At 53.4% G+C, this 21,146-nt stretch carries 21 protein-coding genes; 9 read left to right on the forward strand and 12 right to left on the reverse strand.

What is annotated here, in order from left to right; all coding sequences use genetic code 11:
- Window positions 1–225 precede the first annotated feature (225 nt).
- The 3 genes from WD429_RS00960 to WD429_RS00970 all read left to right on the forward strand — a co-directional run bounded on the left by WD429_RS00960 (window position 226) and on the right by WD429_RS00970 (window position 4,466).
- Window positions 226–1,374 carry an acyl-CoA dehydrogenase family protein gene (locus WD429_RS00960; RefSeq protein ID WP_368420296.1) on the forward strand — a complete coding sequence of 383 codons (1,149 nt, stop codon included), beginning with the start codon at window positions 226–228 and terminating at the stop codon, window positions 1,372–1,374.
- Window positions 1,375–1,391: 17 nt separating this feature from the next.
- Window positions 1,392–3,482 carry an acetate--CoA ligase family protein gene (locus WD429_RS00965; protein ID WP_368420297.1) on the forward strand — a complete coding sequence of 697 codons (2,091 nt, stop codon included), beginning with the start codon at window positions 1,392–1,394 and terminating at the stop codon, window positions 3,480–3,482.
- Between the two features lie 90 nt (window positions 3,483–3,572).
- A complete protein-coding gene (locus WD429_RS00970; RefSeq protein ID WP_368420298.1) occupies window positions 3,573–4,466 on the forward strand; it encodes an alpha/beta fold hydrolase in 894 nt (297 codons plus the stop codon).
- Between the two features lie 47 nt (window positions 4,467–4,513).
- On the opposite strand, the gene WD429_RS00975 is transcribed toward WD429_RS00970, so the two are convergent.
- Entirely contained in the window at window positions 4,514–5,596 is a 1,083-nt protein-coding gene (locus WD429_RS00975) for a porin (protein WP_368420299.1), read from the reverse strand.
- Between the two features lie 177 nt (window positions 5,597–5,773).
- Here WD429_RS00975 and WD429_RS00980 point away from each other — a divergent pair, with 177 nt between their 5' ends.
- Entirely contained in the window at window positions 5,774–6,670 is an 897-nt protein-coding gene (locus WD429_RS00980) for a LysR substrate-binding domain-containing protein (RefSeq protein WP_368420300.1), read from the forward strand.
- 3 nt (window positions 6,671–6,673) lie between these two features.
- Here WD429_RS00980 and WD429_RS00985 read toward each other — a convergent pair whose 3' ends face one another.
- The 3 genes from WD429_RS00985 to WD429_RS00995 are packed head-to-tail and all read right to left on the reverse strand — an operon-like array spanning window position 6,674 to window position 9,914.
- The gene (locus WD429_RS00985; protein WP_368420301.1) at window positions 6,674–7,891 is read right to left on the reverse strand and encodes an MFS transporter; all 1,218 of its coding nucleotides are present in this window, start codon (window positions 7,889–7,891) and stop codon (window positions 6,674–6,676) included.
- 24 nt (window positions 7,892–7,915) lie between these two features.
- Window positions 7,916–8,755: a citryl-CoA lyase gene (locus tag WD429_RS00990; protein WP_368420302.1), complete on the reverse strand. Its 840-nt coding sequence runs from the start codon at window positions 8,753–8,755 to the stop codon at window positions 7,916–7,918.
- Window positions 8,748–9,914 (reverse strand): CaiB/BaiF CoA transferase family protein, encoded by a 1,167-nt coding sequence (locus WD429_RS00995; protein WP_368420303.1) that lies wholly within the window; start codon window positions 9,912–9,914, stop codon window positions 8,748–8,750. Before WD429_RS00995 ends, WD429_RS00990 begins: the two co-directional genes overlap by 8 nt.
- A gap of 114 nt (window positions 9,915–10,028) precedes the next feature.
- On the opposite strand from WD429_RS00995, the gene WD429_RS01000 reads away from it, so the two are divergent.
- The 3 genes from WD429_RS01000 (at window position 10,029) to pcaF (ending at window position 12,859) form a co-directional block, all read left to right on the forward strand.
- Window positions 10,029–10,673 carry an IclR family transcriptional regulator gene (locus WD429_RS01000; RefSeq protein ID WP_368420304.1) on the forward strand — a complete coding sequence of 215 codons (645 nt, stop codon included), beginning with the start codon at window positions 10,029–10,031 and terminating at the stop codon, window positions 10,671–10,673.
- Between the two features lie 161 nt (window positions 10,674–10,834).
- A complete protein-coding gene (locus WD429_RS01005) occupies window positions 10,835–11,626 on the forward strand; it encodes an enoyl-CoA hydratase-related protein (RefSeq protein ID WP_368420305.1) in 792 nt (263 codons plus the stop codon).
- Window positions 11,627–11,653: 27 nt separating this feature from the next.
- Window positions 11,654–12,859: a 3-oxoadipyl-CoA thiolase gene (pcaF, locus tag WD429_RS01010; RefSeq protein ID WP_368420306.1), complete on the forward strand. Its 1,206-nt coding sequence runs from the start codon at window positions 11,654–11,656 to the stop codon at window positions 12,857–12,859.
- Window positions 12,860–12,887: 28 nt separating this feature from the next.
- Here the strand turns inward: pcaF and WD429_RS01015 are convergent, their stop codons facing one another.
- On the reverse strand, window positions 12,888–14,069 hold the full coding sequence (locus tag WD429_RS01015) for a Bcr/CflA family efflux MFS transporter (RefSeq protein ID WP_368420307.1): 1,182 nt from the start codon (window positions 14,067–14,069) through the stop codon (window positions 12,888–12,890).
- 53 nt (window positions 14,070–14,122) lie between these two features.
- Window positions 14,123–14,278 carry a hypothetical protein gene (locus WD429_RS01020; protein WP_368420308.1) on the reverse strand — a complete coding sequence of 52 codons (156 nt, stop codon included), beginning with the start codon at window positions 14,276–14,278 and terminating at the stop codon, window positions 14,123–14,125.
- Window positions 14,279–14,364: 86 nt separating this feature from the next.
- Between WD429_RS01020 and WD429_RS01025 the strand changes: the two genes are divergently transcribed.
- Window positions 14,365–14,496: a hypothetical protein gene (locus WD429_RS01025; RefSeq protein WP_368420309.1), complete on the forward strand. Its 132-nt coding sequence runs from the start codon at window positions 14,365–14,367 to the stop codon at window positions 14,494–14,496.
- Here WD429_RS01025 and WD429_RS01030 read toward each other — a convergent pair.
- A complete protein-coding gene (locus WD429_RS01030) occupies window positions 14,493–15,131 on the reverse strand; it encodes a hypothetical protein (RefSeq protein ID WP_368420310.1) in 639 nt (212 codons plus the stop codon). The genes WD429_RS01025 and WD429_RS01030 overlap by 4 nt on opposite strands.
- A 126-nt stretch (window positions 15,132–15,257) precedes the next feature.
- On the opposite strand from WD429_RS01030, the gene WD429_RS01035 reads away from it, so the two are divergent.
- Window positions 15,258–16,229: a calcium/sodium antiporter gene (locus WD429_RS01035; RefSeq protein WP_368420311.1), complete on the forward strand. Its 972-nt coding sequence runs from the start codon at window positions 15,258–15,260 to the stop codon at window positions 16,227–16,229.
- A 13-nt stretch (window positions 16,230–16,242) separates the two neighbouring features.
- Here the strand turns inward: WD429_RS01035 and WD429_RS01040 are convergent, their stop codons facing one another.
- From WD429_RS01040 to WD429_RS01060, 5 genes are all read right to left on the reverse strand, one after another.
- Complete coding sequence (locus tag WD429_RS01040) at window positions 16,243–16,689, reverse strand: DUF4124 domain-containing protein (protein ID WP_368420312.1); 447 nt, start codon at window positions 16,687–16,689, stop codon at window positions 16,243–16,245.
- Between the two features lie 53 nt (window positions 16,690–16,742).
- Complete coding sequence (gene glcF / locus WD429_RS01045; protein WP_368420313.1) at window positions 16,743–17,951, reverse strand: glycolate oxidase subunit GlcF; 1,209 nt, start codon at window positions 17,949–17,951, stop codon at window positions 16,743–16,745.
- Window positions 17,952–18,141: 190 nt separating this feature from the next.
- Window positions 18,142–19,206 carry a glycolate oxidase subunit GlcE gene (glcE, locus tag WD429_RS01050; RefSeq protein ID WP_368420314.1) on the reverse strand — a complete coding sequence of 355 codons (1,065 nt, stop codon included), beginning with the start codon at window positions 19,204–19,206 and terminating at the stop codon, window positions 18,142–18,144.
- Window positions 19,196–20,671 carry an FAD-linked oxidase C-terminal domain-containing protein gene (locus tag WD429_RS01055; protein ID WP_368420315.1) on the reverse strand — a complete coding sequence of 492 codons (1,476 nt, stop codon included), beginning with the start codon at window positions 20,669–20,671 and terminating at the stop codon, window positions 19,196–19,198. Before WD429_RS01055 ends, glcE begins: the two co-directional genes overlap by 11 nt.
- A 40-nt stretch (window positions 20,672–20,711) precedes the next feature.
- Window positions 20,712–21,137 carry a heme-binding protein gene (locus tag WD429_RS01060; RefSeq protein ID WP_368420316.1) on the reverse strand — a complete coding sequence of 142 codons (426 nt, stop codon included), beginning with the start codon at window positions 21,135–21,137 and terminating at the stop codon, window positions 20,712–20,714.
- Window positions 21,138–21,146: the final 9 nt, after the last annotated feature.

Consider the following 21,146-nt stretch of genomic DNA (forward strand, 5'->3'; position numbering starts at 1 on the left):
CGGCGCTCAACGCGCTCAATCGTGTTCCCTCTAACTTGTTGATAGAGAAGCAGGGACAAGATGCTGACACGCCAATTTAGTCGTTTAATTTCGCGTGGAATCAGCAAGCATTCAAATAACTCATGGCCGCCTTAACTTATGCGAAGTTGCCTAAGCCTGGGGTTCGGAGGGATTCTATAGTTACAGCTTGCCCCATCCTTCAACCCAACACATTAGGCGACAGCTATGAATTTTGATTTAACACCAGAACAGCAAACGTTCTCTGACAGCGTTCGACGTTTCGGTCAGGCCCACTTGGCCAGTGGCGCACTTGAAAGAGCGCACGCTAATAGCTACCCGTGGGAAGTAGCACGAATGTTGGCCGAGCAAGGTCTTATCGGGATTCTTGTAAAAGAAGAAGATGGCGGCATCGGCGGCACGCTCATGGACGCTGTCATAGCGATCCAGGAGCTGGCGGCCTCCTGCCCCAAGAGCGCTGACATTGTTCAAGCAGGAAATTTCGGTGCAATTCGCACTTTTGCCGAATACGCCTCGCCTGAACTCAAAGAGCGCTACCTCCCCGACCTACTCGCAGGAAAAACGTTGCTAGGTCTTGGAATGAGTGAGCCAGAGGCTGGCTCAGCAGTAACGGAGCTAAAAACCAGCGCCAAAGAAGATGGTGACCACTACATCATTAACGGCACAAAGGTCTTCTCCACACATAGCGTAGATGCAACAGCATACCTGGTATACGTGCGGTTTGGACCGGGCCTTGACGGCATTGGCTCGGTCATTATTGATCGAGACGCACCAGGCCTACAGGTGGGCCAACCCTCGCACTTTATGAGTGGCGAAGAATGGTGCCAGCTGTATTTCGATAATTGCAGGATTCACAAATCGAACGTCCTTCTTGGACCCGGTGGATTCAAAAAACAGATTTCAGGATTTAACGTTGAGCGAATCGGCAACGCATCCCGAGCTCTTGCTCTTGGTCGATATGCCTTCAACATCGCTAAAGAACATTGTCAGACGCGAACCCAGTTTGGAAAGCCGCTGTGTGAATTCCAGGGTTTACAGTGGAAATTTTCTGAGATGGCTTTGCAACTTGAGTCAGCGCAAATGTTGCTGTATCGCGCGGCTGTAAATGGTGAAAACTCCCTACCTACCGCGTTTGACACAGCAATCGCGAAGCTGGCCTGCAATGAGGCTGGTTTCAACGTTGCTAACGACTCCATGCAAGCTATGGGTGCATATGGATTTTCTTCCGAATCACTTGTCGAATACTGCGTGAAGCGGACTCGTGGCTGGATGATTGCGGGCGGCTCCTTGGAGGTCCTGAAGAACAGAATTGCAGAGTCGGTATTCGAGCGCCGCTTTAACCAACGCGCCAAATGATTCCAAGAGGTTACCTCATGTCTAATGCAGTTACTGGCCAAGCCCTGGCGAAAGCGTTGCTAAATCCTGCTAGCGTTGCACTGGTCGGAATTTCAAATAATACCGAAAAGACGGCGGCTCGCCCTCTTCAGTTCCTGCGACGCGCAGGCTTTGAAGGCACGATCTACAACGTAAACCCTGCCCGCGAACAGGTGCAGGGAGAGCAGGCCTACCCATCACTCAGCGCCTTGCCTGAAGTTCCTGATCACGCATTCATCCTCACCAACACAGAACAGGCTATTGCCGCGGTTGAGGAATGCGGAGCCCTGGGAATTCCTGTTGCCACAATTCTCGCAGGCGGCTTTTCAGAAACAGGCTCAGCCGGGGTCCAGCGCGAAAAACGCCTCAAGGACATCGCCAGTAAATCTGGCGTCCGTCTGCTTGGGCCGTCCAGCATTGGACTGGTTAATGTTCATCAAAACCTGACCCTCACGGCCAATGCTGCATTTGGCGAACCTGGTTTACCAAAAGGAGGCATCTTCTGTGCCTCCCACAGTGGCAGTCTTATTGGCGCGCTGACTTCGCGTGGAAGATCCAGAGGTATTGGATTCAACACGCTGGTCTCCGTCGGCAGTGAGTGCGACTTGTCAGTCGGTGAAATTTGTGAATCCACACTCGATGACCCCACCATCACTGGTTATCTGTTATTTTTGGAAACGTCTCGCAATGCTGAGGCGCTCAAGCGTTTCGCTATTGCTGCGGCGGCTCGTGGCAAGCCAGTGGTTGCTTATAAGCTCGGGCGCTCTGAGGCTGCCGCTGAACTTGCAGTCTCTCATACAGGCGCATTGGCTGGTGAAGACAGTGTTACTGATGCGTTACTAAGAGACTGCGGAATCGCACGCGTCGACACGTTTGAAGGGCTTCTGGAATCGCTGCCTTTGCTGGCCAAGACCCCGCGCCGAAAATCAGGTGACCCACGTCCACGTGTTGGCGTAGTCACTACTACTGGAGGCGGCGCAGCAATGGCCGTGGATCAACTCGGCATCCGCGGCATCGACATTGTTCCACCCTCGGAAGTAACGCAGAAAAAGCTTCAAGCAGCTGGTATTGATGGAGGATCCGGACGGATTCTCGATCTGACGCTGGCCGGAACTCAGTATGATGTGATGAAGTCAGCGCTCGATACCTATTGCCAGGCAGAAGAGTTCGATCTTGTTCTTGCAGTGGTTGGGTCATCCGCGCGAAATCATCCAAACCTCGCGGTTAAACCCGTCATTGACAGCGTCAATCAAAAGAAACCTTTAGCCTGCTTTATCGTTCCAGAGGCACCGGAAGCCTTAGTCCTTCTCACCGAAGAAGGGGTACCCAACTTCAGAACGCCTGAATCCTGTGGTGATGTTATTGCCTCAGCGTTAAACAGACGGGAACCGAACCCCGAACTCAAAACCGCGACCGGCAACTGGCCCTCAAACCCGCGCCCCATCGACGAGGCTGCAGCTTACGAGCTTTTTGCTGAGATTGGACTGCCCCATGCAGATTACATCGTGGTAGATGTAAACGAGCCAATTCCAAAGCTTACTTTCGACTACCCAGTTGTAGCCAAAATACTAAGCAGTGAGATTTCTCATAAGACAGACATCGGTGGTGTGGTTCTTCCAATTCATAACGAAGAAGAACTCGGAAAGGCCATCAACCTGATTCGTCATAACGTGGAGAAGAACCTTCCCGGTGAAAAAGTTGAGCGAGTGCTGGTACAACGCATGGAGAAATCAGTAGGCGAAGCATTGATTGGTATTAAGCGAGACAAAGATGTAGGGCCTATCGTTATGGTTGCAGCTGGCGGGATCTATACAGAACTTTATCAGGACCGGAGTTTACGTCTCGCTCCAGTAAACTTTGACACTGCAATGGAGATGATCGGAGAAGTAAAAGCCCTTGAAGCTCTTAAAGGATTCAGAGGCAGAACTCGAGGAGACATCAAGGCTATAGCAGAAGCGATAGTTAAACTTTCTCAATTAGCAGTATCTGAAAGCCACGGAATCATGGAGGCTGAAATCAACCCGTTGATGGTCATGGAGGATGGCAAAGGCGCACTGGCGGTAGATGCGCTTGTCACGGTTTCAGCTTAGCGCAAAATCTAACGAGTGACCCTCACCGATTCCACATGGTGATTTTGCCCTCGCATTTACTGTGAGGGCTTTTTTTTATAGGGGGCTACAATGTCGCACGATACTAATAACCGGACGTTCACTGGTAAGCAAAGTAAGCTGTCGGGGATGACTTGGGGTTCTCGGAGCGATCCACTGTGGATCGCTATGCACGGCTGGATGGACAACGCAGCCTCCTTCTCAAGGATCGCCCCAATTATCGCAAATGAACTCGGTGTAAGAATTATTGCTATCGATTTTTCCGGCCACGGGCACTCTCGCCATCGGCCACCAGGTTCGGAATACTCGATGTGGAGTTACTGTCATGACGTACTCGATGTACTGGATGAGCTTGGTAATCCTAAGGTGACACTTCTGGGTCATTCTCTAGGTGCAGGCGTAGCAAACCTCATGGCAGCAACCTATCCCGAGTTCGTACGAGGGATAGTACTGATTGATGGCCTTCTGGGCCGTCTTGTCGAACCGGAACATCTGGTCGATCAGCTTAGGAGTGGTGTCTCAGCACAGCGAAAAGAGTACCTCCACGAGAAACAATACCAAGATATTGATGAAGCCATTGAAGCGCGTGTCCGTAAGAGTCTCTTGCCAATTACGGCCGACGCGGTGCGGCCAATCGTAATTCGCAGCTTGGCAGGTGACACTCAGAACGGGTATCGACTACGTATCGACCGCCAGATTACAGCTCCGAGACCAGTAGCGTTTTCAACCGATCAGGCCGTTGCCATTCTAGATAATATTCAATGCCCAAGCTTACTTATTGAAGGAGACCGGGGCATTATTCACGAACGGGACCCTAGTCATGCGTGTCGAAAAGCCATCAAAGGCCTCACACAAATCAAACTTGAGGGAGGCCATCACCTACATATTGATGCGAACTCGATGATGCCGGTAGCAGGTGAAATCATTGCTTGGACTAAAAAAACCCCCACACTACTTAGAAAATAGAAAAAAGAAGGGGCTCATTTGAGCCCCTTCTTTTTTCCCGGTACCACTTAGAATTTCAGGCGAGAACCTACCAGGACAGTATTCACATCTTCATAATCTCCACTTCGACGCTCAAGTGAATGATTATTGTATCCAGCGTATAGGTTCAGCCATTTCACCGGAGTGTACACATAGCCTACCCCTTTCGTATCAGCGCTATCTCCCTCTGCCGCTCGGTCTTCGGCTTCTGCATAATGTACATCAAATGCATGCTTACCCACTTTGTAACCCAGTTTTAGCAAATAAAAATCAGAATCAGGATTGGTTGAATCATCGTCCTCAATTCGTGAGAAAGCTCCCGTCAAACTGATACCGGTGCTATGCAACCAGGATACCGAGCCACCTGCGGTCGTGACATCACCAGTCGCTCCGCCGACATCTTTAACAGAGTAACCAAGCCCTGCAGCCAGTTTTCCGGCAAATGGGACGCTAACTCGCCCGCCCACTTCAGTTACATCATCGTTACCCTTCACGCCTTGACTCACAGATAGATCAACCGGGCCAAGCGAAGGTGCATCATAACGCAAGCGATCATAACGACTCTCAAAATCCTGATCACTCATCGCCGACTTCAGAGCAACTTCGTCGCCTGCACCGCGATCAATGAAGGAAAGAGCACCACCGATTAGAGCGGGATTTGCAAACGAAACAACATTTGTCCCAGAGAGGTCTCTTTCAATATTGCCATTGGCTGCGCCATCGCCTTGCCCCAATGAAACCTTACCAAAGCCACCCTGAGCGAAGACGTTGAGTTGGCGCTCGTTAAAGTCACCGTCTATGCTACGGTTTTCAGACGTAACGAGGTTAGAGGCATTCTGTTGATATTCCAATTCAGCATGAACACCCACGGTCATTCCGAGCTCATCAACATATCCACTTAATTTAGCACCTACACGACTGGCGCTATTATCATTATCTACAATATAACTTTCGGAACCATCACCAGTGTCACCATTCATATATCCAATATTAAGGTGACCGTAGGTTTCAATATCCACCTTTGAAGATGAATCTTGAGCCCAAGTCGGTCCCGAAACAGCACTTGCGACAATAATTGATAGAAAGACGGACAATTGTTTTTGTTTGAACATCAAAAAACCCCATATTAATTTCTGATTTTAAAAAAGGAAATCGAACGTTTGAACAAGAACCTTAGTTCAAATATTCCCTTCATTTCCCAAACCGTGCATTGTCAGTTAAACTGTTTCCAAGCGGTGTTACTACTTCGCATTTGTAACCCCCCCATTCACAAAACGCATGATGTTAAAATGAGCAGAAAAGTCCCACCCCTCAATCCGTTGCGAGTGTTCGAGTGTGTAGCTCGGCAAGGCAGTTTCACGAAAGCCGCAGTCGAACTGTTTGTCAGTCAATCCGCAGTCAGCCGCCAGATTGCAACGCTGGAGGACTATCTGGGAATTAAGCTTTTCATCAGAGACCAAGGCGGGGTATGTCTCACAGAAGCGGGAGAAAGCTACCAGAAGGAGATTGGGCCAGCATTCACGGCCATTGCATCAGCTACAGAGCGTCTGCAACGATCCTCTCTCACATCACCACTTCGAATACAGGTATATACAACGTTTGCAGCAAAATGGTTAATAAAGCGACTCAACCGCTTCAAGGAAATACATCCTGAGATACCAATTCGTATTTCGACTAGTGTAGCTCCAATAAATTTTTCAAAATCAGACGCAGATGCCGCCATTCAACTATGCGGAGAAAAGAGTCATGAAGGAGAAGGCGAACATTTATTTGATGATATAATAGAACCTGTTTGCAGCCCAGATCTTATAAAAGAAGACATCCCAATCACTAATCCTATCGATATATTAGAATACCCATTATTACAGTCACATTATAGAAAAACCGACTTTAAAGACTGGCTTAACTATATGGGAGTAGGCTTGCCTGAAGATTTAGAAACAACTGAGTTTCCAAGCTCACTCCTCGCATACCAAGGAGCCATCGACAACATGGGTATCGCAATGGGGCAGACCAGGATGCTTCAAGACGAATTTAGATCAGGCACACTTGTAAGACCTTTCAACAGTCCATTAACTCGGGAATTAGCGTATTATCTTATTTATCCCGAGGGTCGAATAATATCTCCTAAGATGCGCATCTTCCGAGAATGGCTTCTAAATGAAATTAAAGAAGACGTTCTTTAGAACTCAATATTTTTCTGTCGCTAGTACTTCTCTTTTGAAGTCGGGTATTAGAAAAACGATCAGTGCAACGAATGCAAAAACGAATAGGCCACCAACAAAAAAAGTTAAACTAAAGGACGCAGCTTCTGCCAAAATCCCCAGTGTTAAAGGGGCAAGGAACTGAACACCACGATTCCCCATAAGACGCATTCCTAATGCACTAGAGCGCTGAGCAGCAGGCACGTGCTCTGCAAGTACTACCATTGACAATGGCTGTGATATTCCTGAACCAATCCCCACAAGCACAGCAAGCACGCCAAGAAGATAGATATTCCCAGTAATACCAGTAAACATTAGCCCTACAGCAACAAATACCGATGACCAAACCATTGCGGCGGACCGCCCGCCCAGAAGTTCAATGACCGACGACATGAATGGCCTTACGGCCATTGCGCAAAATGCTCGCAAGCTAACCAACGCACCGATTACTGTCGCAGAAACGGACAGACTCTCCAGGTATACCGGAAGGAAGCTCCCATGTGCTCCTAAAGCAAACATAACTGCAACGGTCAAAGCGATTGAGATTTTGACGCCTGGATTAGTTTTCAACAGGCGAGCTTGTGCTCTATATCCAAGAAGCGACCGTTCCGTAGTCTGGCCTTCCTTAGCACTACCAGTAAGAAAAATCCCGCAGACCACTCCCACAAGGCCGATCCAGCCCATCACCATTAACGACAGGTCCGTTCCTTTTAAGTCAATCAACCATCCAGCCAACAGTGGCCCAACGAGCTGACCACCGGATAGGCATGTGGCGTACCATCCAAAATACTTTTCCAGCGCCTTGCCGTGTCCTAGCCCGGAAATAATGGATTGCCCGGCCAACACCATAACCATATGTGCAATGCCGATAATTAGCTGAGCAATTATGAGCCCCCCATAACCTGGGAGAAACGCTATTATCCATGGTCCGGCAACCATTCCCACCGCACCTGCGATGACGATTCTCTTGCCTCCATATCGGGTGATCACTCCACCCAGCGGAATTGCCAGTATCAGGGGCAGCAAATATGGAAAAGACAGAATAATCCCGACGAGCAGCGGGGTAGCTCCAAGCTCAAGTGCATAAAGAGGCACTGCTATCAAAAGCATGGTCTGAACCATAAATGCACTGGCCAGCCCCAAGCAGATAGCAATCATATTGGTCATCAGATCATTGGATGATGCTAGTCCAGGCTTAGCCATTCTTTCTCTCAGCTCAATCTAAGGTTAAGCGGACTTAAAATCTCTGGGAGGCACGCCGTCATATTTCCAAAGCCACCCTTTTGGTAAAGGTCCTTTGTTTCGACCTCCTTGAAGTTGCTGCTCCCAAGCATGGGCTAGGATTCCGACGCTTCGTGATAAACAGAATAACCCTCTGCCAAGTGGCGCAGGTAAACCTAGCTCAGAAAAAATTACTGCTGTAGCGCCATCTATATTCAAGGGGATATTGCGAGATTTAGACTCACCAAGCTGCTTCTCAATTTCTGCGCCAATGTCAGCTATGTTTCCAGACACGACCCCTTTGCCTGCCGCTTCACGTACCAATCCAATTAACCTTGGAGCTCTAGGGTCCGTCGTGTGAAAACGGTGCCCAAATCCCGGGACGATCTTTCCTTTTTCACAACGCCACTTATCTAACCCCTCTCGGGTTGCCTCGGACATCGGTAAACCCTGTTCAACTTTCCACCGAATATCCTGAAACAACATCATGGCTTGCTCTCCAGCTCCACCATGGACATCATCAAGTACGTTTACAGCTGAAGCCAACGCATTATTCAAAGAGCCCCCACAGGTCATTGCCATTCGCGCGATAGCAATACTCGGGGCCTGTGGACCATGGTCGACTCCCGCAACCAATGCTGCCTCAATGAGGCGAGCCTCCCCCTTACTTGGCATAGCTCCAGTCAACATGAACCAGATCATATCCACGAAAGATATCTGACCTATCAGTTGTTCGATTGGGTAGCCCCGGAAATTTATCTTGTTAGGCTCCATGTCGATAATTTCAGTACGCCACCAATCTGCGGCCTGGTTTTGCGCTTCGAAATTCTGTACTGAGTCATTCATCGGTCCTTTCCTCCTGGCTCGCAACTGGCAAAATAGAGTCATTATCGGCACCTAGCGTTGGAGGAGGTGAGCCAACTCTCGGAGGCAAACCATTAAATCTATAACCGCCACTAACAATCTTCAGTGGTCGACCTATACATTCTGAATCAAACTCCTCAATCAACCCTCTCGACTTAACCTGTGGATGATTCAACATCTCTTTCACGCTAAAGACTGGTCCAGCCGGTACCCCCTTTTCAGTCAGGGTATGCCACCAAAACTCGGTGGTTTGTTCCACTAGCAGAGACTCAATCAAACGACTCAGTTCCTCGCGGTTCGACAGCCGTGAATGTCTATTTATAAACCTGGGGTCGTCACGCCATTCGGGCCGCTGCAACAATATGCAAAGTTGCTCAAATTGCTCTTGTTTATTGGCAGCAATATTGATCAATCCATCCTTGGTACGAAATGTTCCTGACGGGCTCGCAGTGACATTGTTATTTCCGATAGGTGCCGGGGGCTTTCCCGCAACCAAAAGGTTGGATACTGCCCAGCCCATCGTTGCGAGAACAGAGTCAAGCATAGCGACGTCAATGAAAGTCGCCTTTCGTTCGCTGGACGCAAGAGCAGCATTGATTGCCATCGCCGCAGTCAAACCACCGACAGTATCAGCCAACGGATAACCAACTCGGTATGGTGCCGTGTCCGGATCTCCGGTGATGTTCATTACTCCCGCCATCCCCTGAATGATCTGATCATAAGCAGGATAACTCGCCAAAGGGCCGTCTTGGCCAAAACCGGATATTGCGCAGTACACGATTTCTGGGTTTACCGATTTGATAAGCTCAAAATCCAGAGATAGCCGTGCCATAACTCCGGGCCTGAAATTTTCTACGATGACATCCGCCGTCTTCGCTAACTCCAGAAAACGCTGCCGGTCACCAGAGTCCTTCAGATTTAGCACAACTGATTTCTTGCCTGCATTTTGTGCGAGAAACGACGCCCCCATGAACGCATCATTCAACGCCGGATCTGCTCCTAGCTGTCTAGCCAGGTCACCGCCTTTCGGATTCTCCACTTTAATTACTTCAGCACCAAGGTGGGCAAGTTGGTGACAGCAAAATGGACCAGCCAGAACGTTCGTCAAATCGAGGACGCGGTACCCCGAAAGTGGTTGCATCAGTATTCTCCTAGACAGAATGCATTCTGCTTACCAGAATACTCTCACCAAAGCAGATTTTGCAACGCCTCGTCACGACGTTTATATTGCGACCGATGCAACAGGATACGAATAATGGCTGAAAACCGAGTTGAATCAGTAGAACGGGCCTTGAGCCTGCTGAACACTTTCAGAAGCGATAAAGATGCTTGGACTCTCGCCCAATTAGCAGAGAAAACAAAATTTCACAAAAGCACAATCCTACGGATTCTGGGTTCGCTTGAACGATTTGGCTATGTGGCCCGTGGAGTAGATGGGCTTTATCGTCCAGGCACTGCACTGTTCAGATTCTCCACTACGCCTCCAGTAAGCAACGATCTCGAATCAGTCATTCGCCCACATCTCAAGACGCTTCGAGATAAAACCGGTGAAACCGCTTCGTTTTATATCCGCGATGGAAATGAGCGAATTTGCCTCTTGAGAGAGATAGGAAGTGGTGAGCTTAGACATTATGTGGAAGAAGGGTCTCGGCTCGGACTCGACAACAGTGCTGCAGCCAAAGTATTAAAAAATGCCGATAACAATAGCGGCATCCAGACCTCTTTCGGTGAGCGCCTCCCCGGTGTAGCAGCTATAGCTGTACCCATTTTCGACAGCCAGGATTGTTTGCTCGGAGCCGTTACTCTCTCGGGTAGCGTTGAATCAATCGGTTCCGAAAAAAACTCCAGCTTTAAGGACCTGCTTAAAGAAACAGCCCAAAAAATTTGCTGCCGATTCTAGCGCACAAGCGTTGAACCTTATGCAGCATTACCTTTCATCATGGCCGCATAACTAGCGGGAAGTTGTTATAGAAGCGCCCTAGCTTACTCTAGACAGTATCCGACGGAATCGGTCGATTGCATAGATCCGTTTCTACAGACAAACAGAGTGGGCTCTAAGTCGTGACTTTCGAAACCATAAAACTGGAAACCGGACAACCTCTGGCAATCATAACTCTTAATCGTCCCGACAGGCTTAACAGTGTTAATGCCATCATGCGAAAAGAGTTAATGGATGCTGTGGATGCCATAGGGTGCGACAGCACCACACGAGCTCTTCTTATTACCGGGGCCGGAAAAGCATTCTGCGCTGGCCAAGATCTCAATGAGCGTCGCCGCTCACCCGAAGCGCGCCCTCCTGATTTAAGCCGATCTCTAATGGATGGCTATAACCCACTAGTCAGCAGAATAAAGTCGTTAAAGATACCCGTTATTTGTGCTGTTAATGGCGTTGCTGCCGGGGCCGGGGCAAATCTAGCATTTGCATGCGATATCGTTATTGCGAAGTCATCAGCTCGATTCATCCAGAGCTTCGCCAACATAGGCCTCATTCCAGATTGTGGCGGAACCTGGTCATTGGCGCGAAAGATAGGCCAGGCAAGGGCTATCGCTTGGGCGATGACCGGAGAAGCAATCAGTGCCCCAAAAGCCGAAACTTGGGGGCTAGTTTGGCACTGCTACAACGACGATGAATTCGCAAGAGAATCCCTTGGTTTTGCTCACCTGCTAGCGCAAAAACCGACCAGGGCATTAGCTGCAATTAAACATGCGGTTGAATCTGCTTACCAGAATACCTTTATCGAGCAGCTTGAACTTGAGGCGGAGCTCCAGAAAAGCTGCGGACTGTCAGATGATTACAAGGAAGGTGTTCAGGCATTTTTTGAAAAACGTCAACCGGCATTCACCGGCAACTAACCTTTCAGTCACTCCGGATGAGAAACTATGGACGCGTATATTGTAGATGCAGTGCGAACACCCATCGGCCGCTTTGGTGGCCTTTTCTCACAAACCCGAGCTGACGATCTTGCAGCAATGCCTATCAAAGCGCTGATAGAGCGTCATGGTGAATTTGATTGGTCTGAAATTGACGATGTGATATTCGGGTGCGCCAACCAGGCAGGTGAGGACAATCGGAATGTAGCCCGGATGGCCGCACTACTTGCAGGGTTGACCAATCAAGTTCCCGGCACGACAATTAACCGACTATGTGGTTCAGGATTGGATGCTGTGAGCAATGTTTCTCGGGGCCTGAAAACAGGAGAGCTAGATCTCGCACTCGCTGGTGGTGTGGAATCCATGACAAGAGCACCCTTCGTCATGGGCAAAGCTGACAAGGCATTTTCCCGGCAGACTCAGCTCGAAGACACTACTATTGGCTGGCGCTTTATCAACCCACTGATGCGAGCGCAATACGGCGTCGACAGCATGCCCGAAACGGCTGATAACGTTGCGAGAGAATTCAAAATCAGCCGAGAGGACCAAGATAGCTTCGCATTGAGAAGCCAGCAGCGATGGGCAGATGCTCTTCGCCGAGGTTTCTTCGCAAAAGAAATCGTCCCAGTTACCGTGCCCTACGGTAGAAAGGAGACAAAAACAGCGGATCAAGACGAACACCCTCGCCCCCAAACAGACCTTACCGCTCTGCAGAAGCTAAAACCTGTCAATGGTCCTGATTGCACGGTAACCGCTGGAAATGCCTCGGGAGTTAATGATGGAGCATGCGCGCTTCTGATGGCCTCTAAAAAGGGGGTCATCGAACACAACCTGAAACCTCGCGCCAAAGTAATAGCTACAGCGGTTGCCGGTGTTCCACCGAGGATTATGGGTGTCGGTCCCATTCCGGCCGTTCGCAAAGTTCTGGCCTTAACCGGTTTAAAGCTTGAAGACATGGATACAATCGAACTGAACGAAGCGTTTGCGGCACAAGGACTTGCAGTAATGCGAGACCTGGGGCTAGCCGACGATGATCCCCGAGTTAATCCTAATGGCGGAGCTATCGCAGTTGGGCACCCGCTTGGCATGAGTGGAGCACGACTCGTCACCACCGCTCTCAACCAGCTGGAAAATACTAATGGTCGCTATGGGCTTTGCACCATGTGTATTGGTGTTGGTCAGGGCATTGCCATGATCATCGAACGCATTGACTGAATTTAGCGGGACGGAGAAGCGCCGATCCTCAAGGCATTCGCCGAACCGCCCCCGGTGCCCCGGCTGCCAGCACCGCAGCGCCTGAAACACAAACGGCCATGGTCACCACAATGGGTATCAAGGAGCCACCGCTGAGTGAGGCAGATATCGCACTGATGGCACCGGCAATGGTGAATTGCGCCGCGCCCAGCAAAGCAGCTGCAGTGCCACCCAGATGCGGGAAGAACTCCAGGGCATTGGCCATGTTGTTGGGCACAATTGCCCCCATGAAGCCCACGGCAACAACGATGCACGCGGCAACGGCCCAATAGGGGGCGGCGACCAAGGCGCAGAACACCAGTGCGATGATGGCGACGGTTTGCAGGAAAACCAACACCCGGAGGATGTCGACGGATTCATAACGGCTGAGAAGCCGGCGGTTCAATAGGTTAAGGCAAGCCATGGCCCCGATATTGGCGGCGAACAGGCCGGAGAACATGGCCGTCGACAGACCAAACCATTCCTGATAGATAAAAGACGCGTGAGTAATGAACACCAGCATGGCGCTGAAGCAAAGCGCCTGCAGACCGATAAACCTCATGGTAACCGCGTGCCGCAACACCAGGAGATAGTTGGTGACCAGGGTGGAAACGGGTGTTGGCACCCTCTCCCGCTTCGGGAGGCGACGGAACAGCGCAAAGTGCAGGATGATAGCCAGTACTATGGCGTAAGCAGCCAGCATCAGGAATATCGCCGGCCAATCGGTGAGCACCAGCAGTATGGCCCCCATGGAAGGGGCAAGCGCTGGTGCCACAAACATGATCAATCCGATAAGGCCGAACAGTCGGGCGGCTTCGGAGCCCTGGCTTTGGTCCCGGACAATCGCCGGAACCGAGACTGCACAGAACGCACCGCCAATACCCTGAATGACACGCCAGAACAGCATCTGGCCGAGGGTGTCGGCTTGGGCAACCATGAAGGCCGCTGCCGCAAATATGGCCAGCCCGCCTAGCAGAACCTGTTGGCGACCGTAACGGTCAGAGAGCGGCCCACCGACGAGCTGCGCCAGCCCCAATGCCGCGACATAGGCACTGAGGGTTAACCCGATCTGTCCGTGGGAGACTCCCAGGCCATCAGCGATATCCGGAAAGGCTGGCAGGTAGGCATCGAGGGCTAACGGCCCCAGCGCAACCGTCATTCCCAATAATAGTGCCAGTTGAATCTGGGGCATAAAATGTGTGGGCTTGTAGAAGGAGAGAATCAAAGATTTCCGTAAAACCACGCTCACGCGGCTTTGCGGAAATCCTCGCTTCTCACTGTCTTATCCCGCTGGCGTTTATACTTGCTCTTGTCTTCAACTACCCGCATCTGGTACTTCGGGGTTTTCAGTTCGCGCTTGATCGCGCTTTCCTGTGTAGGCTTTGCCCGTTTTCTAGCCATGGCGATTTCTCCTGTTGACGCTATCATGGGTTGGTGGCACAAGTTTAGCATCCTATATTCACACTTCGACATGGGAGCGGTAAGTAATGTCACTCACCCTCTGGCTGACCTTTGCGGTGGCCGCGGTCCTGATCAGCATTTCGCCGGGCGCGGTGAACACCATGAGCAATGGGCTGCGTTATGGCGTGCGTCAGTCGATGGAGCGAGAGCCCAGCTAGTCGGTCTGCTCTTCATCCTCCGATTCACTCCGCCCGACTTTCTTGGGGTTCAGCTCGTCTTCTATCCAGGCGCTGACTTCTTTTTTGTCTCGCCGGCCGACAAGTTGTTCGGTGTGGATGTTCTCCGGGAATATCTCGCTTTTGCCATTGTGCTGCAGATAAAAACGACGGCGCGCGCCAATCGGAAACTTACTGGGGCCATGTATGACGGCGGCCCGCAGTTCCAGCTCACTGACATTTTCAATGAGCTGCCCCGCGCAGTCTTCTTCGCTGCGCCGCCCAAGGATAATATCCCGGAAACTGCCAAGCACGAGATATCCTCCAGGTTGGATGGGGCCCTGGCGGAGGTTTTCCTGAATGTTGGTATCGTCTGCGGCCACCCGGTCGTATTTGGTGACGGTGAAGACGTTGTCCTTACCATCCGCTGACCGTGTCACCGCCTGTACACATTGCAGGTGTACCGGTTCCTGCCCCATATTAACCAGCAGGCAGGGAGCATCGGGGCTTTCGTTCTGGGCATGGTGAATCACAAGGTAGGCGCGATTACCCCTACGGTATTGCATGAAGAAAAGCTGAAAATACACCACCCATACCAGTGCCATGATGGCACTGCTCACTGCGCTGACATAATCCATCTGTCACCTCTGCTTTTATCGTCTCTTTTAAAGATTATTGATATATCAATACAGATTGCAAATGACTGCCTGGTAATTGCAAACTGCTCTCGGGAACTGGCCCTGTCTGCCTTACGAGGATGAATCATGCTTCTTGCCCTGCTGGCCATTGCTGCTGGTCTTGTTCTACTGGTCTGGAGTGCCGACCGGTTTGTTGAGGGTTCTGCCATAACCGCCAGCCACTTCGGCATGCCGCCCTTGCTGATTGGTATGGTGGTGGTTGGGTTCGGCACTTCCGCCCCGGAAATGGTGGTCTCTGCGCTGGCTGCAACCCAGGGCAATCCAGGCCTGGCGCTGGGGAATGCCTATGGCTCGAACATTACCAACATAGCACTGATTCTGGGGATCACCGCGCTGATTAGCCCGATTGCCGTGCACTCACAGGTGATGCGCAAGGAGCTGCCGATTCTGATGGCGATCACGCTGCTGGCAATCTGGCAATTGTGGGACGGCGTGTTGAGCACGCTGGATGCCGTGGTTCTGATTGGCGTGTTTTTCGCGTTGCTGGCCTGGTCGATTCGCCAGGGGATGACTCAGACGGCGGACACGATGGGGTCAGAAGTGGATGCGGAACTGAAAACCCGCGCCATGCCAGTCAAATCCGCTGTGCTGTGGCTGGTTGTGGGGCTGGCGCTGCTCATTGTGAGTTCGCGCATTCTGGTGTGGGGTGCAGTGGATCTGGCCTCAGCATTCGGCGTCAGTGACCTGATCATCGGGCTTACCATTGTTGCTGTCGGTACCTCCCTGCCGGAGCTGGCATCGTCAATCATTGCCGCTCGCAAAGGCGAGCACGATCTGGCGCTGGGCAACATTCTCGGCTCCAACCTGTTCAACACCCTGGCGGTGGTCGGTATTGCCGGGCTGATTTCGCCCATGGCGGTAGCGCCAGAAGTGTTGAGCCGGGACCTGATGGTGATGGCTGCACTGACGCTCTCACTGTTTGTTATTGGCTACGGTTTCCGTGGCCCGGGCCGCATCAATCGCTTTGAAGGTACCTTCCTGCTGGCGTGCTTTGTGGGTTACACCGCCTATCTGGTGATCACAACTTTCGGCCAGTAGCACGTGGCCTGCATCAGCGCAGCAGGCACTCGCGGCTGAGGGCTTGGCCCAGGGTACGCCGCTGGCGTCGCAAGCTGTTGCCCCGGTCATTGCTGTAGCCTGCCCGCAATTGCTGCTGGATGCGGGCCAGGCGTTTACGGTAAGCGGCACACTGTTTTTCGTTTTTGGCCACTTTTTGTGTTGCACCAGAACGTTTTCGCTGCCTGCCTGAAGGCCGGTCCAAGGCGCGGCTGACCTTTTTACGTATCGCCGTTACCCGCCTGCCCTGCTCCAGGTTGTCGGACATGGTCACAACCGACGGCGATTTCAACGTGATGGATTGATGGGGGTGATCAGGCGGGCGGGTGTCGGTGTAATGCACCAGGCCCTGGTCGTCGGTGAATCTATACAGTTCGGCTGAGGCCGCCGCGGGCAATAACAGCCACACGGCCACCATGAAGAGCGCCAATTTCCCTGGCATGTGATTCCACTCCCTGTGGTTTCAGTGTTTTGGGTCGGGGACTATAGCAGATCTTACTGATCCAGTAATTCGACCCAATGCTGAACCGGCACCGTCGCTTTGGTTTCCAGGTGCATCTGGCATCCGACGTTGGCGGTGACAATGCGGTCGGGGTTATCGACGGTTAACGCCTTGAGTTTGTTGCCCAGTAATTTCTGGCTGAGCTCGGGCTGGAGCACGGAATACGTACCGGCCGATCCGCAACACAGGTGTTTGTCTTTGGTGACTGCAAGGTCCACGCCCGCTTTGGTCAGCACCTGCTCCACCACGCCGTTCTGTTTCATGGCGTGTTGCAGGGTGCAGGGGCAGTGGAACGCCACTTTGCCGGTGCCCCGGTTTACCTTGAGTTTGTCCAGATCCTGTTTCAGCAGAAACGCGCCCAGGTCGACGGTCAGCTCGCTGACTTTTTCGGCTTTCGCGGCGTAGACCGGGTCGTCTTTCAGCAGGTGACCGTAGTCCTGCACCATGGCCCCACAGCCGGAGGCGGTCATGACGATGGCCTCTGCGCCGGCGTCGATGGCGGGCCACCAGGCGTCTATGTTCTGGCGCATGCGCTCCAGGCCTTTTTCGTGTTCGGACAAGTGGTGATTTACCGCACCACAGCAACCGGCTTCCGGCGCTTCCACCATGGTGATGCCGAGGCGGTCGAGTACGCGGGCGGCAGCGGCGTTGGTGTTGGGCGTGGCGGAGGGCTGCACGCATCCGGCCAGAGCCAGCACGATGCGGTTGTGGCTGGCTGAGGGCCAGGGGCTGGCCTGTTTTCTGGGCGGCACTTTGGTGCGCAGTTTTTCCGGCAGGATCGGGCGGAACAGTTGGCCCAGGCGCAGCAGTAACCCGAACAGTCTGCGATTGGGGATGACCCGGGCCAGCGACCAGCGCAGCCACTTTTCTTTTGGCGGCCGGGGCATTTCCTGTTCCATCAGGCCACGGCTGATGTCGACCAGGCGACCGTACTGTACCCCGGAGGGGCAGGTGGTTTCGCAACTGCGGCAGGTGAGGCAGCGGTCGAGGTGTTCGCGGGTTTTTTCGGTGGCTTCCTGGCCTTCGAGGAACATTTTCATGAGGTAGATGCGGCCTCGGGGGCCGTCGCGTTCGTCATTGAGTTCCTGGTAGGTGGGGCAGGTTGCCGTGCAGAAGCCGCAGTGGACGCAGGCCCTCAGGATGGATTCGGCCTCCTGCCCTTCTTTGGTGTTCGCAAATTGTTGAACTAGATTGGTTTGCATGGTTTACCTTTGTGCTAAGTTCGGTGCGCAAGTGAGTGGCAGCCGCTTTTCTGAAACACGCTTCAAGCACATCCCTGTGTGCTTGGGCTCCGCCATCCATGGCTCCGCACAGTTTCAGAAAAGCGGCTGCCACTCACTTCCCGGACTTCTCTGATGGCCATCTCGGCCACTACCGGGATTTCATCTCTCTTCACAACCAGCTATAGAGCCGACCTGGGTTGAAGATGCCGTCGGGATCGAACGAGTTTTTCACCCTGCGTTGAATGCCTTTCAGGGCGTCCGGCTGGTGGTGCATCACTTCGCCTTCACGGTCGCCGCCACGGAACAGGCTGACCTGTCCGCCAGCTTCTTTCGCCAGCGCCTCGAGCTGCTTCTGGTCGGCCTCGCCACGGTACCAGCGCTGGGAACCGGCCCAGTCGATCAGCCATGGGCCGTCGAGTGTCGGATTGGCGGCGGTGGAGCCGACGGAGAAGCGCCATAAGGGATCATCGCCGGTGAAGAAGTCGTGCTGCAGGTCCTGGATTTGCCGCCAGAACGCTTCACCGTTTTCCATCACTTCGCCGGTCCATTTTTGCGCGGTGGCTTCCACTGCCGAGCGGGCACCGGAGAGGCGCAGGTAGACTTTGCCGTCGATCCAGCAGGCGGCGGTGATGGGTTTGGGTTCGGCGGCGCGGCTGTTCATGTAGTGGATGACGTCGTCCATCGCCATATCCTGCACCAGGGTCAGGGTGGCGGCGGGTTTGGGCATGACTTTCATGCTGATTTCGGTCATGACGCCCAGGGTTCCCATGGCACCGGCCTGCAGGCGGGAGACGTCGTAGCCGGCGACGTTTTTCATGACCTGACCGCCGAACCGCAGGTGTTCGCCTTTGCCGTTGATCAGCCGTACGCCTAAAACCTGGTCGCGCACGGAGCCTGCCCAGGGGCGGCCGGGGCCGGAGAGGTTGCAGGCGAGGGTTCCGCCGATGGTGGTGTGTTCACCAAAATGGGGGGGCTCGAAATGCAGCACTTGTCCTTCTTCCGCCAGCGTTGTTTCGATTTCGCTCAGGGGGGTGCCGGCGCGTACCGTCAGTACCAGTTCCACCGGATGGTAATCGACGATACCGGTATGCTCTCCCACGTTGAGGGTGGTGGCGTCCGGGTCGGCGGTTCGGCCCATGAAGGTTTTGGTGCCGCCGCCAACGATGTTGAGTTTGTGCCCGGCATTACGGGCCTGGAGCACTTGCTCCCGTAGGGTCTGGAGGTTATCCGCCATGGGCCGCTTCCGTTTGGTCGTGCTTGTGTTGTTTGTGCTCGAGTGAGCGGTATTCCTGGCAGAATTTCAGGGCCGGAACGCCCTTGCCCGGGTTAAGGATGCCGGCGGGGTCAAACGCGGCTTTGACGTCGTGGAACTGTTGCAGCTCTTCGTCGTTAAACTGCACGGCCATCTGGCGGACTTTCTCCACGCCTACGCCGTGCTCACCGGTGATGCAGCCACCCACTTCCACACACAGGCGCAGGATGCTGCTGCCGAAGGCTTCGGTGCGCTCGAACTCGCCGGGGACATTGGCATCGAACAGGATCAGTGGGTGCAGGTTGCCATCGCCGGCGTGGAATACGTTGGCCACGCGCAGGCCGAATTCTTCCGACATTTTCTCCATCTCGGTCAGCACGTGGGCGATTTCCCGGCGGGGTATGGTGCCGTCCATGCAGTAGTAATCCGGGGAGATGCGGCCCACGGCGGGAAAGGCGGATTTACGGCCCTTCCACAGTAAGGCGCGCTCTTCCTCGCTGCACGAGGTGCGCACGGAGGTGGCCCCCAGCTTGCGGAACACCTCTTCTGCCTCGGCGATGTGTTCCAGCACTTCCTCTTCAGTGCCATCCACTTCGCACAGCAGCAAGGCCTTGGCTTCCCGGGGGTAGCCCGCCTGGGCAAAATCGTCCGCCGCTATGATGGCGTGGCCGTCCATCATTTCCAGGCCGCCGGGGATGATGCCGTGGGCGATGATGCCGCCAACCGCGTCACCGCCTTTCTGCACGCTGTCGAAGCCCGCCATGACCACTCTTGCCACTTCCGGCTTGGGCAGCAGTTTGACCTGCACTTCCGTGACCACCCCCAGCAGCCCTTCGGAACCAGTCACCAGGGCAAGAAGGTCCATGCCACAGCCATCGAGACCATCGCTGCCAATGGTGACCACATCGCCCTCGGCGGTGACCATTTCCACGCTGAGGAGGTTGTGAACGGTCAACCCGTACTTCAGACAGTGCACGCCGCCGGAGTTTTCCGCGACGTTGCCGCCGATGGAGCAGGCGATCTGAGAGGAAGGGTCCGGGCCATAATACAGGCCATACTGGGCGGCCTCTTCACTGATGGCGAGGTTGCGAACACCGGGCTGCAAGCGAGCGGTGCGCGCCAGCGGGTCAATGTTGAGAATGCGGTTGAACTTCGCCAGCGACAGCACCACGCCTTCTTTGTTCGGCATGGCACCGGCACTGAGCCCGGTCCCCGCGCCCCGTGCCACCACCGGCACCGCGTTTTCGTTGCAGATGCGCATCACGCGCTGCACCTGCGCGACGGTTTCCGGCAGCACCACCAGCAACGGCATCTCGCAATACATGGACATGCCGTCGCATTCGTAGGGCTTCATGGTTTCGTCATCGGTGATGACGTATTCCGGGTCGATAAACGCCCGGAACTGCTCCGCCAGCTCGGCTTTACTGGCTTTGGGTCTGGTGGCCATATCAGTCTCTGGGTGTGTGTTTCGTCAACTGTGACAGCGGTTAACCGCGTTTGGTTTCAAAGTGATCAATACCGCCCTGGGCACAATCCATATCCTGCTGCGGCGTGCCGGAGCTCAGGCCAATGCCGCCCACCACGTCACCATTAACGATTACCGGCAAGCCACCGCCAACCGAACTGATGCGGCCGCCCACTTCGGTGTGAATACCAAACGCCAGGCTACCGGGCACGTTCACTTTGTTGTAATCGTGGGTGGCTTTCTTAGCCGCTGCCGCCGTGAACGCTTTGTCCTGGGCGATGGTCACGCTGGTGATCTTGCCGCCGTCCATACGTTCGAACGCGATCAGATTACCGGACTCATCCACGATGGCAATGCACATGGGCACGCCAATCTCGCGGGCTTTTTCGGCAGCGCCTTCGATCAGCACTCGGGCGTCGGCGAGATCAAGCCGGTTAATGGTCAACATAGTCAGTTA

The sequence above is a fragment of the Marinobacter sp. genome (assembly GCF_040904845.1).
Lineage (GTDB): Bacteria > Pseudomonadota > Gammaproteobacteria > Pseudomonadales > Oleiphilaceae > Marinobacter.